Consider the following 20858-nt stretch of genomic DNA (forward strand, 5'->3'; position numbering starts at 1 on the left):
GGTCAAGCCGCGAAGCCGACTTCGACCTCTACCGTGTCGCGCTCGGTGTACATGCGCCACAACCGCGCGCCCAGCTCGGCATTACCGATCCGCGGCAACACCAGCCCGGCGGGCACGAGGTCGGGATTCGCGTCGATGACCGACTGGACCGCACTGTTCTCGATCAGCGAGCCGATGGCGAACAGCCCGACGTAGACACCGGTGCCTTCCACTTCGCGCGCCAACTGCCGCACGTAGGCGCGCTGCGCCCCCAGCGCGACCCCGACATTCGCCAGGTAGGGCTGCAAAAACTCCTCCGAGGCACCGGAGGTGAACAGCAGCGTGCCACTGCCGCGGGCGATCATCGCGGGCAGCAGGGCGCGGGTGAGAAGGATCGGCGAGTACACCTTGAGCGCGATCGGCAGCTCGAGTGATGGCAGGTCGACGTCGATGGTGGTGGCGCTGCGTACCGACATATCGGCGGCCGCCGAATGCAGCGCGATATCGATCGGCCCCAGCTTCTCCTCGACCCGACCGACCACGTCGAGCACTTGCGCGGGATCGGTGACGTCGGCGACGAACGGTTCTGCATCGATGCCCTCCGCGCGCAGGGCCGCGGCGCGCTCTACCGGTTCGCGGCCGATCACCGCGATCCGAAAACCGTTGCGGCCGAAGTGCTGTGCCGTCCCGGCGCCGAGTCCCGGTCCGTAGCCGAAGATCGCGAGCGTACTCATCAGATGCTCCTAAGTTGAGTGTTGGTTCAAGTTATGCCGAACGTAGCACTAAGTTGAACCTATGCTCAAGATATTTCGACCGCCAGATTTGTAGGATCAGCGGATGCCCGAGGACAAGCCGTTGCGCAGCGACGCCGAACGCAACCGCGCCGCGCTCGTGACGGCAGCCCGCGAGGTCTTCGAAGAACGGGGCCTCGACGCCCCGCTCAAAGACATCGCCGCCCGCGCGGGCGTCGCGATCGGCACCCTCTACAACCGTTTCCCCACCCGCGACGCACTGATCGCCGCCGCCGCCGCGGACCGCCTGGAAGCGGGCGGCCGGGTCGCCGAACAGGCACTCGCGCTCACCGACCCGTGGGAGTCGTTCGTCTTTCTGGTCGAGAAGATCTGCGAACTCCAGGCGTCGGACCGCATTCTCGGCGATCTCGCCCTGCGAAATCCCCCCAGCGCCGCCGTCGAGCGCGCACGCGAATACGGCCACGGCCTCATGCGCCGCATCATCGCGCGCGCCCAGGAGGCTGGCGCACTGCGGCCGGACTGGACCCTCGAAGACATCGCCTTCATCACCTGGTCCCACATCAGCGTTCTCGCCGCCACCAGCACCGTCGCCCCCGACCTCTGGCGGCGCAATCTCGCCCTCATCTTCGACGGCCTACGCGCGAAAGCCGCGCACCCCCTGCCGGTTCCGGCCCTCACCGAGGACCAGTTGATGCAGGCGATGCGCGGCTGACCCAATCGGCACGCTCAGACCCGATTAGTCGCCGAAACCAATTCCGGCGCAACCGAGTTCACTGTCGGCTCGGCATCTTCGCGGCGTTCGACCGGATCACCCACAGGCGGCACCTGTTCTCCCACAACACCTCCGGCGGAACGGTCGACCGACTTGGACGGCATCTGCCCGAAGACCGTAGCCGCGAGAGCGACGCCGAGGCCGAGGATCTGCAGGGCGGTCAGCGCCTGACCCAGTGCGATCCAACCGATCACCGCGGCCGACACGGGACTGAGCAGCCCGAGGAATGACACCGAAGTCGCCGGCACCCGCGAGATTCCGCGCACCCACAGCCAGTAGGCCAGCGCGGTGCCGATGACGCCGAGGTACAGGTACCCGCCGATGGCCTGTCCGTCGAGCGCGGGCGGTGCGCCTTCGATCAGCAGGGCGAGCGGCGCGATGAACAGCCCGCCCGCGGTGAGCTGCCAGCCGGTCATCGCCAGCGGGCCGACGCCATCGGGTCGTCCCCACTTCTTGGTGAGCACGGTGCCCGCCGCCATCGAGGCCGCACCGGCGAGCCCGGCGAGCACGCCGATCAGATCGAGTTCGACACTGCCGCGAAGCACCACCAGCGAGACTCCCAGCACGCCGACGACACCCGCGATCACCTTCCGCCTCGACGGCGCTTCGGCCAGCAGCACCGCGGCGAATCCGAGCGCGAACATCGGCGCGACCGCGCCGAGCACCCCCGCGACCCCACCCGGCAGCCGATACGCGGCCAGGAACAGCAGCGGGAAGAACGCGCCGATATTGAGCACGCCGAGCACCGCGGCGCGACCGAGCCACTGACCGTGCGGCAGCACCCTGGTCAGTGCGAGCAGCACCAGCCCGGCGGGCAGCGCGCGCATCAGGGCCGTGAACAGCGGCCGGTCGGGCGGCAGGAATTCAGTGGTCACCGCGTAGGTGGAGCCCCACACGATCGGGGTGAGGGCGGTGAGCGCGAGGGTGCCCGCGTAGCCGGTGGAGCGGGTTGCGGTCGTCATGTTCACTCCTGATTGATAATCTCAACATTGAAATATCTACTCGCTGAGATATCTCTGCGTCAAGTAGATGAACGTTAAGAGTTTCAACCGAGAGGGAAAAGAGATGCGCGACGCGGTCGACCTGATCACCGAGCACTGGAACATCGAACGCCCGGATGTCGACGTGTCACCGATGGCGATCATCGGCCGGATCACCCGACTCTCGCGCGTCCTCGAGCAGGATCTGAAGCGCTTCTTCGCAGGTCACGGCCTGGAATTCTGGGAGTTCGACGTGCTGGCCACGCTGCGTCGCTCCGGTGGCGAGACCGGCCTGACCGCAGGCGCGCTCAACCGAGCCGCCATGGTCACCTCGGGCGCCATCACCAACCGCATCGACCGCCTGGCGGCGAAGAACCTGGTCCGACGCGTCCCGTCCCCCGACGATCGCCGCTGCGTCTTCGTGCAACTCACCGCCGAGGGCCGCCAACTCGTAGACCGGCTGCTGCCGCTGCACGTGGCCAACGAGCAGCGCCTGCTCGCCACCCTCGGTGCCACGGATCGCGAGCAACTCGCCGGCCTGCTGCGCACCCTGGCCGTCGCACTGGACGACACGAAGCTCGACTGACCAGAACAGCGCTGAGCGCGGTTACTCCCCGTCGTGGATGCCGGGAGCAGCGGCCGGGCCGTATCCGCCGTCGTGCACGCCGGGGTTCACCGGGCCGTGGACGGGTTCGCCCCTGACGTCGGCAACCGAGGGAATCTGCACGCCTCCCGCACCGCCGGGCGAACCCAACTGGGACAAATCACCTTCCGGCATCTTCAGCCTCGGCCTGCCCGAAGCCGTCGCGGGCAACTGATCACCCACGTCGGGGACGAGCTGAAGCAGCGTGGAGAAGTCGACGACCTGCGCGCCGAGCGTCTGTGTCGCGACGATGACACCGTTGGTGTACAGCCGATACGTGCCCGCCCGTTGCGGCAGCAGCATTTCCGGGCCGATCGGCTCGCCCACCGCGCTGTTGGCGCCGCCGATCCGCCGGTACTCGGTGTCGATCACCGACTCACCCGCCAGCGCCTCGATGGTCAGATCAGGCTCGGCCGGTGCGGCGGGAACCGCAGGGGGCGGGGCGGATTCGACGAGTTCACTGGGCGCCGGTCCGACCGCGAAGGTTTCGATATCGGCGGGCCGACCGCCGTCGGGAGCCGCGGAATATTCCGAGCGCAGGATCTGCCCGTCACGTAACAACACCGTGCCCGTGGTCGCGGCGACCGCCTCGGTACTGCGCGAATCCTCTTTCACCGTACCGGGATAGGCCTGGCAGTCGGTGGTGTCGCAGGTCTGCGCGTAGTCGTAACGACTCTCGGCCAGCGCGTAGGAGCGGGCCGCGATCGCTTGCGCGCGTAAGGCTTCAAAGGCGCCCTGGTCGGCCCAGTTGGCCTGCATCTCCGCGGGCAGTACGCCTGCGAGGTAGTCGTCGAGGTCCACCTGGTTGACGGTGCGGAAGGACTCGCCTTCGAGCGCCACACCGAGCGCGCCACGATAGGCCGTGCCACCACACAGGGTCAGGTGTTCCTCGGCAGGTCGGCCCGCACCGGCGCCGATCGGATAGACGAACGGATCGTCGGTCGCGGCCTGCCACAGCACTTCGCCGTCGCAGCCCGCGGTCACCACCACGCTCGCCCCGCCGTCGGGCAGCGGAGTGAGATGGGCCGCGTCGCCGGGGCCGATCGTGCGACCGGCCACCTGCGCACCGGCGGCGGCGAAGGTGTCGAGAGTGGCGTCGTCCTGCGCCTGGAGGCGGACACGGATCTCTGTCGGCCAGATTTGCCCGAGATCAGCCCCGGGGTAGTAGTGGCCGAGAATCTCCTCGGCCGACCAGCCCGCCCGCGCGTTGTCGAACGCGCCCACCTGGCTCATCCCGCGACCGTGTCCCGCGCCGACGGTCGGTGTGACCTGACCCGGCAGGATCTGCCACAGTCCGATCGCCCCGGTCAACGCCAGCACAGTGCCACTGACCAGCACTGGAAGCGACACGGTTCGAATGACCGGCACAGCCCGGCGACGGGTGCCACGGCCGGTACTGCGGGTGATCTTGGTGTCCGCTCTCATACTGTGCTCCCACGGTTTCATGGTTCGACCGGCGGAGCTCGCGTCGGCATGTCGTCGTCGCCGGGCGGGATCCGAGGGCTACATTCGAGCAATCACATAAGTCTCGAGTTGAGGTTGAGATGTGTGACGTATGTTAACTAGTGTGATGCGTGAGGTTAGAGGAAGCAAGCATCACATGAGCGAAAAAACACGAGCTCGACCCTGATAGGAGTCGCACGTGAGATACCGAAAGCCGAAACGTTCCTACGTGCTCCCGGTGGTCACCACCCTCGTTGTCGCCGCACCGATCGGCGCGTTCGCTCTCAGCGACTCGACCGACTACCGCAGCGCCAACGATTCCCAGGTCGCGGCCGTGCCGACGCAGCTGGCCGAGGTCGCGCTGACCTCGATCCCCGACATCACGGTCCCGCTGCGCGACCTGACCGGCCTCGACCTGCCCGACCTGCACCTGTCGGACCTGCGCATGTTGCAGATACCGAGCTCGATTCCGATCCCGCCGGGATTGCCGGTCCCCCCGGGCGTGGCGCTGCCCACCGAGATCCCGCTGCCGCAGCTGCCGACCAAGCCGCAGCCGACCCCGACGCAGCAGGCAACGCCGGGCGCCGCGACACCCGCCCCCGCCGCACCGCCGGCGCGCCCACCGGTCCCGAGCACATCGGTCCCCACCGCGCCACCGGCTCCGCCGGCCGCGGTCCCCCAGGCCCAACCCCCGGGCGCTCCTGCTCCGGCGGCTCCCGCGCCTGGCGCGCCAGCGGCTCCGGCCGCACCGGCCCCCGAGCCTCCAGCCGCCCCTGCGGCTCCCGCCCAACCAGCACCGACGTCAGCGCCCGCCGCGGTGGCTCCGCCCGCCGGCGCGCCGGTAGCTCAAAGCCGTTCCGCCGGAGCCGCATTCATCGCTGACCCGGAGAATCTCGAACCCGGCACCACTCCCGACACCCCCGCCCTCTCCCCCGGCGCGGTCGGCTCCGACGTCATCGACCAGGTGGGCGCGCAGGTCAAGGAGATCACCCAGGACACGCCGTTCAGCATGGTCGCCGTCACCGCCCGCGACCTGGCGAACACCACAACCAAGCTCCGGGCTCGCCAGCTGGACGGCAACTGGGGCCCCTGGTACAACGCCGATCCGGTCGACACCAGGGCCACCGATCAGACTCCCGCCGACGCATCGACCGGCACCGAACCGATCTACGTCGGCGAGACCACCGCGGTGCAGATGCTGGTCACCCGCAAGCCCGCCGCGGGCCCCGACCACGACCCGGCCCACCTCACCGAGGCCGCGCTCAAGGCCGTCCTGATCAATCCGGGCCGGGCCGCGATCGATGCCGCGCTCAACGACGTCGCGGCGGCGCTGCCCGGTGGCGGACCGAAGGTCATCACCCGCGCGCAATGGGGTGCCGACGAGTCGATCCGCTGCCAGGAACCCACCTACGACGACGGCGTCGGCGGCATCACCGTGCACCACACGGCAGGTCGCAACGAATACAGCCGCTCCGAATCGGCGGGCATCGTCCGCGCGATCTACGCCTATCACGCCGAAACGCTCGGCTGGTGCGACATCGGCTACAACGCCTTGGTCGACCAGTACGGCCAGATCTTCGAGGGCCGCTACGGTGGCCTCGACCGCGCGGTGCAGGGCGCGCACGCGGGTGGTTTCAACGAGAACACCGCCGGTGTGGCGCTGATGGGCAACTACGAGAACGAGGACCCGAGCAACGAGTCGCTCAACGCGATCGGCAAGTTCATCGGCTGGCGGGCCAAGCTCGCCGGGATCAACCCCAAGGGCACGACCACGATGTACTCCGAGGGCACCGAGTTCACGCCGTACGAGTACGACGAAGCGGTCGACCTGCCAGTGGTGTTCGCACACCGCGATGTCGGCAACACCGACTGCCCCGGCGACGCCGCCTATGCGCTGATGGATCGCATCCGCGGGATCGCGGCGGGCAATTCCGGCACCTATACCTCGCCCCCGACGGCTAATCGCCCGCCGAGTCAGCAGGCCCGTGCCCCGCAGGGGAACATGGCCGAGCTGGGCGCGATGGTCGACAAGTTCCTCGGCCTGTCCGGCGACAACGCGATCGCCAAGCACTGGGTGGCCAAGGGCGGGGTCGACGGGCCGCTCGGCGCGCCGCAGTCGGACCTGCTCGCGGGCGCGCAGGGCCGTCAGTACGCGAAATTCGCCAACGGTTTCGTCTATGCGGACGAGGGCGGTGCGGTGTTCGAGGTGGTCGGCGCGATTCTCGACCGCTACCTGAGCCTCGGCGCCGACTCGGGCGTGCTCGGCCTGCCGACCGCCAGTTCCTACCTGGTCCCGAATGGTCTCCGCACCGATTTCCAGCACGGTTCACTGGTGCTCAACGAGCTCACAGGGATCGTCACCACGTTCTGGAAGACCTACGACGAGACCTACAAGCAGGAAATGAACGGCCGGCCGAAGCCGGGACAGGCGCCGACCAACCCCATGCTCGGATTGGCCGTGCCCGCCCCGACCGAAGCTCCACCGGTACCCGCCGAACAGCAGGCTCCCCCGGTCGAACCGGCACCTGTCGAACAAGCCCCGGCTGACCCGCCTGCCCCCGAGCCCGCCCCGACCGGCTGAACCCGGTCACGGCGAAGAACGGCCGGTGCACCCTCCGAGCGAGGGGCACCGGCCGTTTTACTGTGTCGTCGGAGCTATCGCCACCAGCGCTCGAGCACCATCGCCACACCGTCGTCGATATTGCTGCCGGTCACCTCGTCCGCCGCCGCCCGAGCCTCCGGGTGCGCGTTGCCCATCGCGACGCCGTGCCCGGCCATCGCCAGCATCGGCACATCGTTGGGCATGTCGCCGAACGCCACGATCGACGAATTCTCGACGCCGATCCGTCGGGCCACCTCGGCCAGCCCGGACGCCTTCGTCACCTTCGGCACCGCCAACTCGATCAGCCCGCTCTCGGTGGAGTAGGTGATCTCGGCGCGGTCGCCGATGAGCGGGGCGAGGGCGGCGCGCATCTCGGAACTGCGGGCCGAGCTGAGCCGGATGAGCATCTTGATCGCGGGGGAGTCGATGACCTCGGCGTGCGAGACGACGGTGTCGTCGGGATTGAGCCAGGCGTGTTCGTAGGTCGGCGAGCTGACGAACTGCTGGGTCACGGCGTCGTGGGCGCTGGCCCCGACCCGTTCGGTCGCCAGCCCACAACCGGGCAGCGCGTGTTCGGCGACTTCGGCCAGCCAGCTCAACGTGTCGACGTCGAGGGTGTGACTGGACAGCACCCGATCGGTCGCGCTGTCGTAGATGACCGCGCCGTTTCCGCAGATCGCGAGCGGTGCGTACCCGAGTTCGCTGACGACCGGGTCGATCCAGCGGGGCGGGCGGCCGGTGGCGAGCACGAAGGTGGCGCCGTCGGCGACGAGCGCTCCGACGGCGGCCTTGGTGCGCGCCGAGACCTTGTCGGAGTCGTCGATCAATGTGCCGTCGACGTCGCTGGCCACCAGCTGCGGTTTCGGGTGCAGGTTCGTCATCCCGTCTATCCTGCCGCACGTCGCCACGCGAGGACGACGGACTGTCCCTATGATCAGGGCCTGATTACCCGATCCAGAGGGGACTGATGACCGGCTTCTTGGTGCGGCGCACACTCAACTACGTTGTGCTCCTTCTGCTGGCATCATTTCTGACTTTCAGCCTCGCCTCACTCACATTCAACCCGCTCGAGAGCCTCGAGCAGCGCAACCCGCGCCCGCCGCAGTCGGTGATCGACGCGAAGGCCGACCAGTTGCATCTCGACGAGCCGATCCCACAGCGCTATCTCACCTGGCTGGGCGGCGTCGTGCACGGCGATTTCGGGACCACCCTGGCCGGGCAGCCGGTGAGCGAGGAACTGGGCAGACGGGTGGCGGTGAGTCTGCGGCTGCTGATACTCGGTTCGGTCATCGGCACCGTGCTCGGCGTGCTGATCGGTGCGGCGGGGGCGATCCGGCAGTACAAGTTCAGCGACTATTTCTCGACCGTGCTGTCGCTGCTGATCATCTCGACACCGATCTTCTTGCTGGCGACGCTGTTGAAATACGGCGCACTGCAGGTGAATACGATGACCGGGACGCAGATCTTCCTCTACACCGGCGAAACGTCTGCCACGCAGGTCAACGGGTTCTGGAACCAAATGGTCGACCGCGCACAGCATTTGGTGTTGCCTACCTTGGCGCTGGCGCTCGGCGCCATGGCCGGCTACAGCCGTTACCAGCGCAACGCCATGCTCGATGTGCTCGGCAGCGATTTCATCCGAACAGCGAGAGCCAAAGGCCTGACCCGCAATCACGCGCTCTACAAACACGGCCTGCGCACCGCGCTGATCCCGATGGCGACGCTGTTCGCCTACAGTCTCGGAGCCCTGATCACCGGCGCCACCTTCGTCGAGAAGATCTTCGGCTGGCACGGTGTCGGCGAATGGCTGATCGATTCGATCAACTCCCAGGACCTCTATGTGGTGGTGACGGTGACAGCGTTCGCCGGCCTGGTGGTGCTGGTGTCGGGGTTGCTCTCCGATGTCGTCCTTGCCCTGCTCGACCCGAGGGTGCGTGTCTCATGACCGAAACCGAACTCATCGCCGTCGGCGCACCCGAGATCGCCGCGGCCGGTCGCCGCAAACTGGTGTGGCGACGCTTCCTGCGCAACAAGCCCGCCGTGGTCGGTGCGGTGATCCTGGTGCTGATGTTCGTGGCCAGTTTCGTGCTGCCGCCGCTGCTGCCGTGGGACTACCAGCAGATGGACTACAAGGCGCTGCTGAAGCCGCCGAGCCTCGAGCACCCGTTCGGCACCACCCAGATCGGTCAGGATGTGCTCGCCCAGACCATGCGCGGACTGCAGAAGTCCCTGATCATCGGTTTCTGCGTGGCGATCTGCTCCAGCGTCATCGCCGCGACGGCGGGCGCGGTGGCCGGACTGCTCGGCGGCTGGCCCGACCGCGCGATCATGTGGTTCGTCGATCTGTTGCTGGTGGTCCCCAGTTTCATCATCATCGCGCTGTTCGCGCCGCGCACCAAGGGTTCGGGGTCGATCGCGATCCTGATCGTGCTGCTGAGCGTGTTCGGCTGGATGATCGCCGCGCGCATCATCCGCGGCCTCACCCTGAGCCTGCGTGATCGCGAATTCGTCCGCGCCGCACGGTATATGGGCGCACCGACCCGCACTGTGATCCTCAGTCACATCATCCCGAACATCGCCTCGATTCTGATCATCGACACCACCCTGGCGGTCGGTGCGGCGATCAGCGCCGAAACCGGTTTGAGCTTCCTCGGTTTCGGCGTACAGCCGCCGGATGTGTCGTTGGGTTCACTGATCGCGTCCGGCACCAAATCGGCGCTCACCTACCCGTGGTTGTTCCTGTTCGCCGGTGGCCTGCTGATCACGATCGTGTTGAGCGCCAACCTGGTCGGCGACGGTCTTCGTGACGCCTTCGACCCCGGCGCCCGTGGCGCGCGCAAGGCTCGCAAGGAGGTCGCCGAGCACAAGACCGAGGCGCAGGTGGAGTTGCAGAAAGCCGAGAAGCGATGACCGCGTCGACCGCACCCCTGCTCGAGGTTACCGACCTGCGGGTCTCGTTCCCCGGCGAGGAAGGCCGCGTCGAGGCCGTGCGCGGGGTGAACTACACCGTCGCCGACGGCGAGGTGCTCGCCATCGTCGGCGAGTCCGGTTCGGGCAAGTCGGTGTCCTCGCTCGCGGTGATCGGCCTGCTGCCCGACCAGGCACGGGTGCAGGGATCGGTGCGCCTGCGCGGCCGCGAACTGCTCGGCCTCGGCGACAAGCAGATGTCGAAGCTGCGCGGTTCCTCGATCAGCATGGTCTTCCAAGATCCGCTCTCCGCGCTGACCCCGGTGTACCGCGTCGGTGATCAGATCGCGGAAGCCCTTCTCGCGCACAGGAAGATGGGTCGCAAGGAAGCGGTTGAGCGGGCGGTCGAGCTGCTCGAACTCGTCGGCATCACCGATGCCAGGGCTCGTTCCAGGGCGTTCCCGCACGAGTTCTCCGGCGGTATGCGCCAGCGCGTGGTGATCGCCATGGCCATCGCCAACGATCCCGCCCTGATCATCTGCGACGAACCGACCACCGCGCTCGACGTGACGGTGCAGGCGCAAATCCTCACCCTGCTGCGCGAGGCGCGCGATATCACCGGCGCGGGCGTCATCATGATCACCCACGACATGGGCATCGCGGCTACCGTCGCCGACCGGGTCGCGGTGATGTACGCGGGCAAGGTCGTCGAAACTGCGCCGGTCGCAGAGCTTTTCGCGGCACCGCGCATGCCGTACACCGTCGGCCTGCTCGGCTCCATCCCGCGCATGGACGGCCCGCCGCGCACCCCGCTGATCCCCATCCTCGGCGCCCCGCCCGCCATGCACGCCCTGCCGCCCGGCTGCTCGTTCGCGCCGCGCTGCCCGGTCGCGATCAGCGACTGCGTCGCCGCCGAGCCCCCGCTGGAGAAGGTGAGCCCCGGCCACTCGGTGGCCTGCATCCGCACGGCCGAGGTCGGCAGCCACCAGCTCTTCGAGGCCTACCGCGAGGAGATCCCGACCCCGGCCCACCCCGACCGCACCGACGACGAGGTGGTCCTGCGCGTCACCGACCTGGTGAAGACCTTCCCTCTCACCTCCGGCGTGCTGCTGCGCCGCCGCACCGGCGAGGTCCGCGCGGTGGACGGCATCAGTTTCTCGGTCCGCGCGGGCCGCACCCTCGCACTGGTCGGTGAATCCGGTTCGGGCAAGTCGACGACCCTGTCGCAGATCATGGACCTGGCGCGACCGCAGTCGGGCAGCATCGAGGTGCTCGGCAACGACGTCGCCACCCTCACCAAGGCGCGCACCCGCGAGATCCGCCGCAAGATGCAGATCGTCTTCCAGGACCCCAGCTCCTCCCTCGACCCGCGCCTGCCGATCTTCGACGTCCTCGCCGAACCGCTGCGCATCGACGGCCGGTCGCGCGAAGAAGTCAATCGCCGGGTGCCGGAGTTGTTGCGGCAGGTGGGATTACGTCCCGAACACGCCGATCGCTACCCGTCCGACTTCTCCGGCGGCCAGAAACAGCGCGTCAGCATCGCCCGCGCGCTGGCCCTGGACACCCAGTTGCTGATACTCGACGAACCCGTCTCATCTCTGGACGTCTCGATCCAGGCGGGCGTGCTCAACCTGCTGCGCGACCTACAGGCCGAGCACGGCCTGTCCTACCTGTTCGTCTCCCACGACCTGTCGGTGGTGCGCAATCTCGCCCACGACATCGCGGTGATGTTGCAGGGCAAGATCGTCGAATCCGGCCCGGCCGAGCAGATTTTCGCCGATCCTCAGCACGAATACACGCGATCGCTCATCGCGGCCGTACCGGAACCCGTCGTCAGCGGGTAGGACCCGAGCAGGAGGTGCCATGAGAACCCGACGCATGCACGCACGTGGAGCCCGATTGCGCTGTGCCGCAGTGGTAGTGGCGGCCGGGATGATCGTGGCGGGGTGTGGCGGCGCCGACGAATCGGCCACCGGTCTCAGCGATGCGATCGGCACCACCAGCGACGTGAACCCCACCCCACGCGACCAACTCCGCGAGGGCGGCAACCTGCGCCTGGCCACCACCGACTACCCCGCCAACTGGAACATCCTGTCCAATGACGGCAACAACGGCGAGATCGGCTACATCGTGCGCGCGATGCTGCCGCGGTCCTACGAGATCGACGCGGCGGGCCAGCTCAGCGTCGACACCGACTTCTTCACCGATATCCAGCTGACCGGCTCCGATCCGATGCAGGTGACGTATTCGATCAATCCGAAAGCCGTCTGGTCGGACGGTTCGTCGATCACCTGGGAAGACCTCGCCTCGCAAGCGCACGCGCTGAGCGGTCGTGACAAGAACTATCTGATCGCGATCACCAACGGTTTCGAATTCGTCGACAAGGTGGAGCGAGGTGCCGACGACCAACAGGCCGTCCTCACCTTCAGCAAGCCCTACGCCGACTGGCGCGGTCAGTTCTCCGGCAACTCCGCCCTCTACCCGAAGTCGGTGACCAGCACGCCGGAGGCCTTCAACACCAGCCTCACCGACGCGATCACGCTCACCGCCGGGCCGTTCGTCGTCAGCGCCACCGACCGCGCTCAGGGTCGAATCACCCTGGGTCGCAACCCGAAGTGGTGGGGCGACAAGCCTGTTCTCGACACCATCACCTACAGCGTGCTCGACGCCACGTCGTGGGTCCAGGCGTTGCAGAACAACGAACTCGACCTCATCCGCCTGACCACCCTCGACGATGTGAAGACGGTGCGTGGCACCGAGGGACTGGTGGTACGTCGTGCTCCCGGTAATCGCTGGCGCCACATCACTTTCAACGGCGCACCCGGCTCGATCCTGGCCGAAGAAGGCGTCCGCGTGGCCATCTCGAAGGCCATCGACCGTCAGGGGATCGTCAACGCGATGCAGAACGGGCTGGTCGAGAACCCGAAGCCGTTGAACAACCATGTCTTCCTGCAAGGCCAAAAGGGGTACCAGGACAACAGTCTCGGCTTCGACCCCGCCGCCGCGGCACAGCAACTCGACGACCTCGGCTGGAAACTCAATGGTGAAGTACGCGAGAAGGACGGCCGCAAACTGGTCATCCGCGACGTCATGTACAACGACCCCACCTGGGTCCAGATCGCCCAGATCATCCAGCAGAACCTGGCCGCCATCGGCGTGCAGCTGAACATCGACACCAAGCCCGCCGCCGGTCTTTTCACCGATGTCATCCAGCCCGGCGACTTCGACGCCGCCCAGTACGTCTACGAGGGCGACCCCTTCCCGCTGAGCAGCATCCGCCAGATCTACTACTACGACCCCACCGACCTCCAGTCCAACTACGGCCGCATCGGCTCCCCCGAACTCAACGCTCTCATCGAACAAACCCTCACCGAACTGGACCCACAGAAGTCCATCGACCTCGCGAACCAGGTCGACCGCAAGGTATTCGAAGAAGGCCACTCCCTGCCCCTGATGCAGTCCGACGGCAGCTTCGGCGCCCGCACGACCCTCGCCAACATCGGCTCCCCCGGTTTGGCAACGTACGACTATACGAAGATCGGATTCACGAAATGACCACAGCTACTTACGCCAGGCGCCTACGCCGGGCCGGTTTCCGTATCGCGGTGCCCGTTTTCGTTATGACGTTGGCACTTGGTGGTTGTGCGTCCCAGACCGAGGTGGAGTCGGGGTCAAGCACGATCGGTTCGATCAATGACATCAACCCGCAGGATCGCGACGCGTTGCGCGATGGCGGCAATCTCCGGTTGGCGCTGACCAGCTTTCCCGCGACTTTCAATAACCTCCACGTCGACTCCGACGGCGAGATCAGCGACCTCACCGGCTGGGCGCTGCCAGGCACGATCAATTCCGATGCTGCGGGAAATCTTACGATCGACCACAACTACTACACCGATGTCGAGCTCACCAATACCGATCCGCAGCAGATCAAGTACACGATCAACCCGAAGGCGGTCTGGTCTGATGGTTCCCCGATCACCTGGGAGGATCTGCGTTCTCAAGCCAACGTGTTGAGCGGCCGCGATACCGCCTTCAAGATCGCAGCGAGCCAGGGTTACAGCAGCGTCGAGAAGGTCGAACGCGGTGTTGACGACCGCGAGGCGATCGTCACTTTCGCCGAGCACTACGCGGAGTGGAAGGGGCTGTTCAATCCGCTGTACCCACGACAGCTCACCGAATCCCCACAGGCATTCGACGACCTGTACCGCAACGACATGCCACTGTCGTCCGGGCCGTTCATCATCACTTCGATCGACCGTGCTCAGCAGCGGGTCGTGCTGAGCCGCAATCCGAAATGGTGGGGTGACACCCCGAAGCTCGACACCGTCACCTACAGCGTCCTCGACAATGCGGCGCGGCTGAATGCGTTGCAGAACAACGAACTCGACGTGTCTACTTTGTCCGGCGTCGAGGAGGTCAAAACTGCGACGAACACCCTGGGCATAACGGTACGACGCGCGCCAGCGAACAGGTTCTCGCACTTCACCTTCAACGGTGCGCCCGGCGCATTGCTGTCTGATCCGAAGCTGCGGATCGCGATCTCGAAGGGTATCAACCGACAGGCGATCGCCACTGCTACTCAGAACGGCGTGGTCACCGACCCGAAGCCGCTGAACAACCATCTTTTCCTCGTCGGCCAGAAGGGCTATCAGGACAATGCCGAGTCGGTGTCCTACGACCCCGCCGCCGCCGCTCGGATGCTCGACGACCTCGGCTGGAAGCTCAACGGCGACATCCGTGAGAAGGATGGTCGCAAACTAGAGATCCGCGACGTCATGTATCAGGCCGATACCTGGACCCAAATTGCACAGATTGCCCAGCAGAACCTCGCTGAGATCGGCGTGAAACTGATCATCGAGACCTACCCAGGCAACGGATTGTTCACAACCGTCATCGACCCCGGCAATTTCGATATCGCCCAATTCGTCTGGTCGAAGAGCATATTCCCGCTCGGTGCGTTGCCCCAGATCTACGCCTACGATCCCGCGAACCCGTTGAGCAACAAGGGCCGTATCGGTTCGCCCGAACTCAACGCGCTGATCGAGGAAGTCATCGGCGAACTCGACCCGGAGAAGGCGATCGAACTAGCGAACAAGGCTGACCGGATGATCTTCGAGGAGGGCTTCTCTCTCCCCATCGTGCAATCCGCGGGTACGGTCGCGACGCGCGACGGCCTCGCAAATTACGGTGCGGAGGGGCTGGCTTCCTACGACTACACCAAGATCGGCTTCGTCAAATAGTCGACCTTTGTGTCGCACTCGTGCAGCGAACCTGAGAAAAGGAGCGGTCCATGCGAATTCGTTCGATTACCACCCGCCTGGCAGTCCCCCTCGTGCTCGTCAGTTTGATCGCAGCCGGGTGCAGCCAAGGCGAAGAAAGTGCCGGCGAGGGCGAGGCCGCGCTCGGCGCAACCAGTGACATCAATCCGAAGGATGTCAGCGAACTGCGTGACGGCGGCAATCTGAGGTTGGCGGCCGGCGCCCTCCCACAGAATTGGAACAACCTGCACAGCGATGGAGGCGACGCAGGCACGGGATCATTGCTTCGGCCAGTGATGCCGCGGGCGTTCACCACCGACGCCTCAGCGAACCTATCGGTCAACACCGACTATTTCACCGACATCCAGCTGACCGGTACCGATCCACAACAAGTCACGTACACGATCAACCCGAAGGCCGTATGGTCCGACGGCACGCCTATCACCTGGGAAGACCTTCAGTCCCAAGCCAACGCGCTCAGCGGACGAGACAAAGCTTTCCTCCTCTCGAACAACAGTGGCTTCGACCGCGTGGAGAAGGTCGAGCGCGGTGTCGATGACAAGCAAGCCATCCTCACTTTCAGCAAGCACTACGCCGACTGGCGCGGCCAATTCGCGGGAAACTCTTTCCTCTACCCCAAGACAGCGACCGCGACCCCCGAGGCTTTCAACAAGAGCCAGGTCGACGCGTTGGGATTGTCAGCGGGTCCGTTTATCGTCCAATCCGTTGATCGGGCACAGGGACGTGTCGTCCTCGGACGCAACCCGAAATGGTGGGGCGCGACCCCGAAGCTCGACACCATTACCTTCAGCGTGCTGGACAACGCAGCCATGCTGCCCGCCTTGCAGAACAACGAGATCGATGCGATCGGCCTCGCCAATCGCGACGAGCTGAAGACCGCGAGCAGCACGCCCGGCATCGCGATCCGTCGCGCTCCGGGTAACCAGTGGTCGCACTTCACCTTCAACGGTGCACCCGGTTCCATCGTCGCCGAACCAGGTGTACGTGTAGCGATCTCGAAAGCAATCGACCGGCAAGGTATCGCGAACGCGATTCAGAACGGCATGGTCGCGGACCCGAAGCCGCTGAACAATCACGTCTACCTGGCCGGCCAAAAGGGCTACCAGGACAATAGCCTTGGCTTTGATCCGTCGGCCGCCGCCCAGGAACTCGATGCGCTCGGCTGGAAGCTCAACGGCGATGTGCGCGAAAAGGACGGCCGCAAGCTCGAGATCCGTGACGTGATGTACAACCAGGATGTCTGGGTACAGATCGCGCAGATCATCCAGCAGAACCTGGCCCAGATCGGTGTCGAACTGACCATCGAAACCAAGGCAGGCCAAGGGTTCTTCACCGACAACATCCAGCCGGGCAACTTCGATGTCGGGCAGTGGTCGTGGGTTGGTGACCCGTTCCCGCTCAGCAGCCTGAACCAGATCTACGGCTACAACCCGGACGATATCCAGGGCAACTACGGTCGGATCGGTTCGCCGGAGCTCAACGCCCTGATCGAGCAGACCGTCTCCGAACTGGATCCGGCCAAAGCGGTCGAGCTGGCGAACCAGGTCGACCGGAAGGTCTTCGAGGAAGGCCATTCCCTTCCGCTTCTGCAATCACCCGGTAATCTCGCGGCCCGCGACACCCTCGCCAACTTCGGTGCCCCCGGCCTCGCCTCCTACGACTACACCAAGATCGGCTTCGTGAAGTGAGCACGAAAGCGTTCCTGAAGTGAGCACCGGCCCGGCGCGCGCACTCACCTATCCGCTGCTCGTCACGTGCGGCACCCTCGCGGTCGTCGCCGCGTGGGTGCCGTTCGCGGATGTCGATCAGCTGAGTGCGCTCGCCGTGGTCGCTCTCGCCGTACTCGCCTACACCGCTTATCAATTGGGGCTTGCCTTCGGTGTGTTTCCCACGGGGTTGGTTGCGATAGGAACGGTGCGTGGTAAACGGGTTCGGCAGCAATATCGACTGGTCAGCCGGTCGTGGCTGGAGATCGGCAGTGGTGATCGTCTGGTGTGGCAGCCGGTCTTCTATGAGCCGGCACTGTCGGTGCTCACTCCGACCGAACTGGAACTGCTCGGCCGATCCATCCGCCAGGGGAACACTCGCTTCTACCCGTCGGGCCGCGTTCGCACCACCGAGCCGACGGGCAAGCTCGTCGACAACCCCACTCGCCCCACCGATCCACCCGCTTTCGGGGTCGCCCGCCGTTTGATCCTCGATCTCCAGCCCGCGATCGGCGCTCCCCTGGTCGGCCTGCTCTGGGTCTATGTCATGAGCGGCGGGCTCGGAGCTTTCGTCGCCACCACCACGGTCGCCGCCGCTGCCTTCACCTGGCTCTCCGCCATCCGAGGCTCCGACCCCAGCTGACCTGGGGGTTCTACTCGGCCGATACTCACCTCCGTGGCTGCAACTGGTCTGACCACTTGACCTCTTACCATCGAAGGCGCATTATCGGGGTATGGCATGGACTCCCGTGGTGAAGCGCTCGGTTTCCGGTGATGTGTTCGAGCAGATCGCCGCCGAAGTGCTGGGCGGGGAGTTGGCGGCGGGGAGCACGTTGCCGAGCGAGCGGCAGTTGGCCGAGGCGTTGGGGGTTTCGCGGCCTGCTGTGCGGGAGGCGTTGCAGCGATTGGCTGCGGCTGGGCTGGTTGCCGTCCGGCAAGGTGAGGCGACGACTGTGCTCGACTATCGGCGCAGCGCTGGACTGGAAGTGCTGCCGCGCCTGCTCCTTCGGGGGAATTCCATCGATCCCGCGGTCGCACGCAGCATTCTCGAGGCGCGGCTGCACAACGGGCCGAAGATCGCCGAGCTCGCCGCCGCGCGGGTTCGATCGCGAGGTACTACCGATCCGCGGGTCGACAGCGAATTGGCGGTGCTGCGCGAATCCGTCGATTCCCTTGTCGCCGAATCCGATCCCCTTACCCAGCAGCTGATCGCCCTCGAATTCTGGGACCACATCCTCGATCTGGCCGATTCGATCGCCTTCCGGCTGATGTATTCCATGCTGCGCGCCGCCTACGAACCCGCCTTGGCCGCGCTGGCGCCGATCATGTCCGCCGAGGTGGGCAATGCCGACGCCTATCGAGACCTGGCCGCCGCGATCGCCGCGGGCGAGCCGGAACGGGCCGCCGATTCCGCCCGAGCACTGCTCGAGCCGGCGACCACCGCCCTGATCCACGCCCTCGACGTGGCGTGAATTACCCGAGGAATGATATGACCGAGCACCGTCCGACAACGACGTCGCACGACATCGCCGACGAAACCCATGCGACCGAACGCCGCCGAACCCCCGACCGCGGCTCGCCGCGTGCGATCCGGCGCAGCATGCCCCTGAGCGAGGCTGCCCGCGAATTCCTCCGGCATCCGTCACCCTGGATGATCGCCGCGGTCTTCGTGGTCGCGGTGACCACCCGCGTCGCCATCGGTGACTGGCAGCTCACCGACGCTCTTGTCCCCGTGCTGATCCTGGCCGCGTTCCCGGTGATCGAATGGGTTATCCATGTCACCGTGTTGCACTGGCGCCCAAGACATCTCGGCCCGCTGACCATCGACAGCGAACTGGCCCGCAAACACCGCGAGCACCACGTCGATCCGCGCGACATCCCGCTGATCTTCATCCCGCCGAAGTCGCTGCTGATCACGATCGTCGCCTTGGTCGCGATCGCCCTCCTCGCCTTCCCCCGCACCGGCCTCGGCCTCACCTTCCTGCTCACCATCACCACCCTCGGCCTGCTCTACGAGTGGACGCACTACCTGATCCACACCGACTACAAGCCGAAACATGCCCTCTACCGGGCAATTTGGCGCAATCACCGCCACCACCACTACAAGAACGAGCACTACTGGTTCACCGTGACCACCTCCGGCACCGCCGACCGCCTCCTCGGCACAGCCCCCGACCCGGCCACGACACCGACTTCCCCCACGGCGCGCAACCTCCACGCCGACTAGGTCCGAGGCACCACCTCGGGGCAGCACTCAGACCCGGCTCGCACGAATACGCGAGCCGGGTTTCTGCTTGACAGGTTAATACCCTAGGGGGGTATGGTACCGGGCACGAGAAGCACTCACGCTCGAAAGGACGAAAGTCGTGACTACGCAATCGCAATCCACCCGGAAGTGGTGGGCGCTGGCGGTGATCGCCGCCGCGCAGTTCATGGTCATCATGGACACCTCGATCATCGGGATCGCACTGCCGAAGATGCAGGCCGAACTCGGATTCACGCCGGGCAATCTGACGTGGGTGTTCAACGCCTACGTGGTCGCCTTCGGCGGTCTACTGCTGCTCGGCGGCAGGCTCTCCGACCTGCTCGGCGCTCGCCGGGTGTTCGCCGCGGGGTGGGTGGTGCTCGGTGTCGGGTCCGTAATCGCCGGTGCGGCAAGCAATGTCGGCGTCGAGTTGGCGGGTCGGGCGATTCAAGGTGGTGGCGCGGCACTGATCGCACCGTCGGCGCTCACGCTGCTGATGATGCTGTTCGGCGGCTCGCCGCAGGAGCTCACCAAGGCGCTCGCGGTGTATGGCGCGGCCGCGCCCGCCGGTGGTACCGCGGGGGTGTTTCTCGGTGGCGTGATCACCGAATACATCAGCTGGCCGTGGGTTTTCTACATCAATATTCCGATCGCGGTGCTCGCGTTGATCGCTGTGCCGCTGCTGATGCCCGCTGCCCCGGCGCGTAAGGGATCTCTCGATATCGCTGGATCCGTCACTGTGACAGCCGGTTTGACTGCCGCTGTATATGCGATCGTGCAGGCACCGGAGGTCGGTTGGGCTTCGGGTGAGACCTGGGGCGTGCTGGTGCTGGCCGCCGCGCTGCTGGCCGGCTTCGTCGTGATCCAGTCCCGGCGCGGTGAACCGCTCATGCGGCTGAGCATCTTCCGCGCACCGAACCTGGCCGCCGCCAACTTCGCCCAGTTCGCGCTGGCCGCCGCGTGGGTACCGATGTGGTTCTTCCTCAACCTGTACCTACAGCAGGTACTCGGTTACAGCGCGTTCCCGTCGGGTGCGGCACTGCTGCCGATGACCACGCTGATCATGCTCGGCATGGTGGTTCTCGCGCCGAAGGCGATGCAGCGTTTCGGCGCGAAGCCGATGATCGTCACCGGCCTGATCGTGCTCGGCCTCGGCCTCGCGGTGATGTCGCTGGTGCGGCCGACCGGCAATTTCTGGGTCGACGTGCTGCCCGCCTCACTGATAGCCGCGGGGGGTATGTCGCTGGCCTTCATCCCCTCGCTCGGCACCGCCATCTCGGCGGCGCGTCCCGAGGAAGGCGGACTGGCCTCGGGCATCGTCAACGTCAGCTACCAGGTGGGTTCGGCACTCGGCCTGGCCGCCATGACGGCGGTGGCCGCCGCGTTCGGCGCGAGCGAACTCGGCGACACCTCGGCGCTGACCGACGGCTATTCCGCGGCCTTCCTCGGAGCCGGCGTGCTCGCCCTGGCAGGCGCGGGCATCACCGCGGCGACCATGCGGACCCCGGCCGCGGACGAGGTCGACGCGACCGTTTGACAAAATACCCTAG

At 66.2% G+C, this 20858-nt stretch carries 17 protein-coding genes; 13 read left to right on the forward strand and 4 right to left on the reverse strand.

Going from position 1 to position 20858, the window contains the following annotated elements; translation table 11 throughout:
* Positions 1–2: 2 nt before the first annotated feature.
* A complete protein-coding gene (locus tag ASD42_RS28675; RefSeq protein ID WP_056822346.1) occupies positions 3–713 on the reverse strand; it encodes an SDR family NAD(P)-dependent oxidoreductase in 711 nt (236 codons plus the stop codon).
* A 103-nt stretch (positions 714–816) separates the two neighbouring features.
* Between ASD42_RS28675 and ASD42_RS28680 the strand changes: the two genes are divergently transcribed.
* Entirely contained in the window at positions 817–1443 is a 627-nt protein-coding gene (locus ASD42_RS28680) for a TetR/AcrR family transcriptional regulator (protein ID WP_056822348.1), read from the forward strand.
* 14 nt (positions 1444–1457) lie between these two features.
* On the opposite strand, the gene ASD42_RS28685 is transcribed toward ASD42_RS28680, so the two are convergent.
* Positions 1458–2465, reverse strand: coding sequence for an EamA family transporter (locus ASD42_RS28685; protein WP_235569868.1), 1008 nt, complete (start codon positions 2463–2465; stop codon positions 1458–1460).
* 67 nt (positions 2466–2532) lie between these two features.
* Here ASD42_RS28685 and ASD42_RS28690 point away from each other — a divergent pair, with 67 nt between their 5' ends.
* Positions 2533–3069, forward strand: a complete 537-nt coding sequence (locus ASD42_RS28690) for a MarR family winged helix-turn-helix transcriptional regulator (protein ID WP_235569869.1) — start codon at positions 2533–2535, stop codon at positions 3067–3069.
* A 21-nt stretch (positions 3070–3090) separates the two neighbouring features.
* On the opposite strand, the gene ASD42_RS28695 is transcribed toward ASD42_RS28690, so the two are convergent.
* On the reverse strand, positions 3091–4551 hold the full coding sequence (locus ASD42_RS28695; RefSeq protein WP_084787349.1) for a SpoIID/LytB domain-containing protein: 1461 nt from the start codon (positions 4549–4551) through the stop codon (positions 3091–3093).
* A gap of 217 nt (positions 4552–4768) precedes the next feature.
* Between ASD42_RS28695 and ASD42_RS28700 the strand changes: the two genes are divergently transcribed.
* A complete protein-coding gene (locus ASD42_RS28700; protein ID WP_056822354.1) occupies positions 4769–7150 on the forward strand; it encodes an N-acetylmuramoyl-L-alanine amidase in 2382 nt (793 codons plus the stop codon).
* 74 nt (positions 7151–7224) lie between these two features.
* Here ASD42_RS28700 and ASD42_RS28705 read toward each other — a convergent pair whose 3' ends face one another.
* The gene (locus tag ASD42_RS28705; RefSeq protein WP_056822356.1) at positions 7225–8052 is read right to left on the reverse strand and encodes a Cof-type HAD-IIB family hydrolase; all 828 of its coding nucleotides are present in this window, start codon (positions 8050–8052) and stop codon (positions 7225–7227) included.
* Between the two features lie 86 nt (positions 8053–8138).
* On the opposite strand from ASD42_RS28705, the gene ASD42_RS28710 reads away from it, so the two are divergent.
* From ASD42_RS28710 to ASD42_RS28755, 10 genes are all read left to right on the forward strand, one after another.
* Complete coding sequence (locus ASD42_RS28710) at positions 8139–9116, forward strand: ABC transporter permease (RefSeq protein WP_056822359.1); 978 nt, start codon at positions 8139–8141, stop codon at positions 9114–9116.
* Positions 9113–10081: an ABC transporter permease subunit gene (locus ASD42_RS28715; RefSeq protein WP_056822361.1), complete on the forward strand. Its 969-nt coding sequence runs from the start codon at positions 9113–9115 to the stop codon at positions 10079–10081. The genes ASD42_RS28710 and ASD42_RS28715 overlap by 4 nt, the downstream gene beginning before the upstream one ends.
* The gene (locus ASD42_RS28720; protein WP_056822365.1) at positions 10078–11922 is read left to right on the forward strand and encodes an ABC transporter ATP-binding protein; all 1845 of its coding nucleotides are present in this window, start codon (positions 10078–10080) and stop codon (positions 11920–11922) included. The genes ASD42_RS28715 and ASD42_RS28720 overlap by 4 nt, the downstream gene beginning before the upstream one ends.
* 34 nt (positions 11923–11956) lie before the next feature.
* Positions 11957–13633 carry an ABC transporter family substrate-binding protein gene (locus ASD42_RS28725; protein ID WP_056822367.1) on the forward strand — a complete coding sequence of 559 codons (1677 nt, stop codon included), beginning with the start codon at positions 11957–11959 and terminating at the stop codon, positions 13631–13633.
* Positions 13630–15318, forward strand: a complete 1689-nt coding sequence (locus ASD42_RS28730) for an ABC transporter family substrate-binding protein (RefSeq protein ID WP_056822369.1) — start codon at positions 13630–13632, stop codon at positions 15316–15318. The genes ASD42_RS28725 and ASD42_RS28730 overlap by 4 nt, the downstream gene beginning before the upstream one ends.
* Positions 15319–15368: 50 nt before the next feature.
* Positions 15369–17045 carry an ABC transporter family substrate-binding protein gene (locus ASD42_RS28735; RefSeq protein WP_056822374.1) on the forward strand — a complete coding sequence of 559 codons (1677 nt, stop codon included), beginning with the start codon at positions 15369–15371 and terminating at the stop codon, positions 17043–17045.
* A gap of 19 nt (positions 17046–17064) precedes the next feature.
* Complete coding sequence (locus ASD42_RS28740) at positions 17065–17706, forward strand: hypothetical protein (RefSeq protein ID WP_056822379.1); 642 nt, start codon at positions 17065–17067, stop codon at positions 17704–17706.
* Positions 17707–17797: 91 nt separating this feature from the next.
* Complete coding sequence (locus tag ASD42_RS28745) at positions 17798–18535, forward strand: FadR/GntR family transcriptional regulator (RefSeq protein WP_056822381.1); 738 nt, start codon at positions 17798–17800, stop codon at positions 18533–18535.
* Between the two features lie 128 nt (positions 18536–18663).
* Complete coding sequence (locus ASD42_RS28750; protein WP_056822786.1) at positions 18664–19290, forward strand: sterol desaturase family protein; 627 nt, start codon at positions 18664–18666, stop codon at positions 19288–19290.
* 139 nt (positions 19291–19429) lie between these two features.
* Positions 19430–20845: an MFS transporter gene (locus tag ASD42_RS28755; protein WP_056822383.1), complete on the forward strand. Its 1416-nt coding sequence runs from the start codon at positions 19430–19432 to the stop codon at positions 20843–20845.
* The last annotated feature ends 13 nt before the right edge of the window (positions 20846–20858 follow it).

The sequence above is a fragment of the Nocardia sp. Root136 genome (genome assembly GCF_001427185.1).
GTDB lineage: Bacteria > Actinomycetota > Actinomycetes > Mycobacteriales > Mycobacteriaceae > Nocardia > Nocardia salmonicida.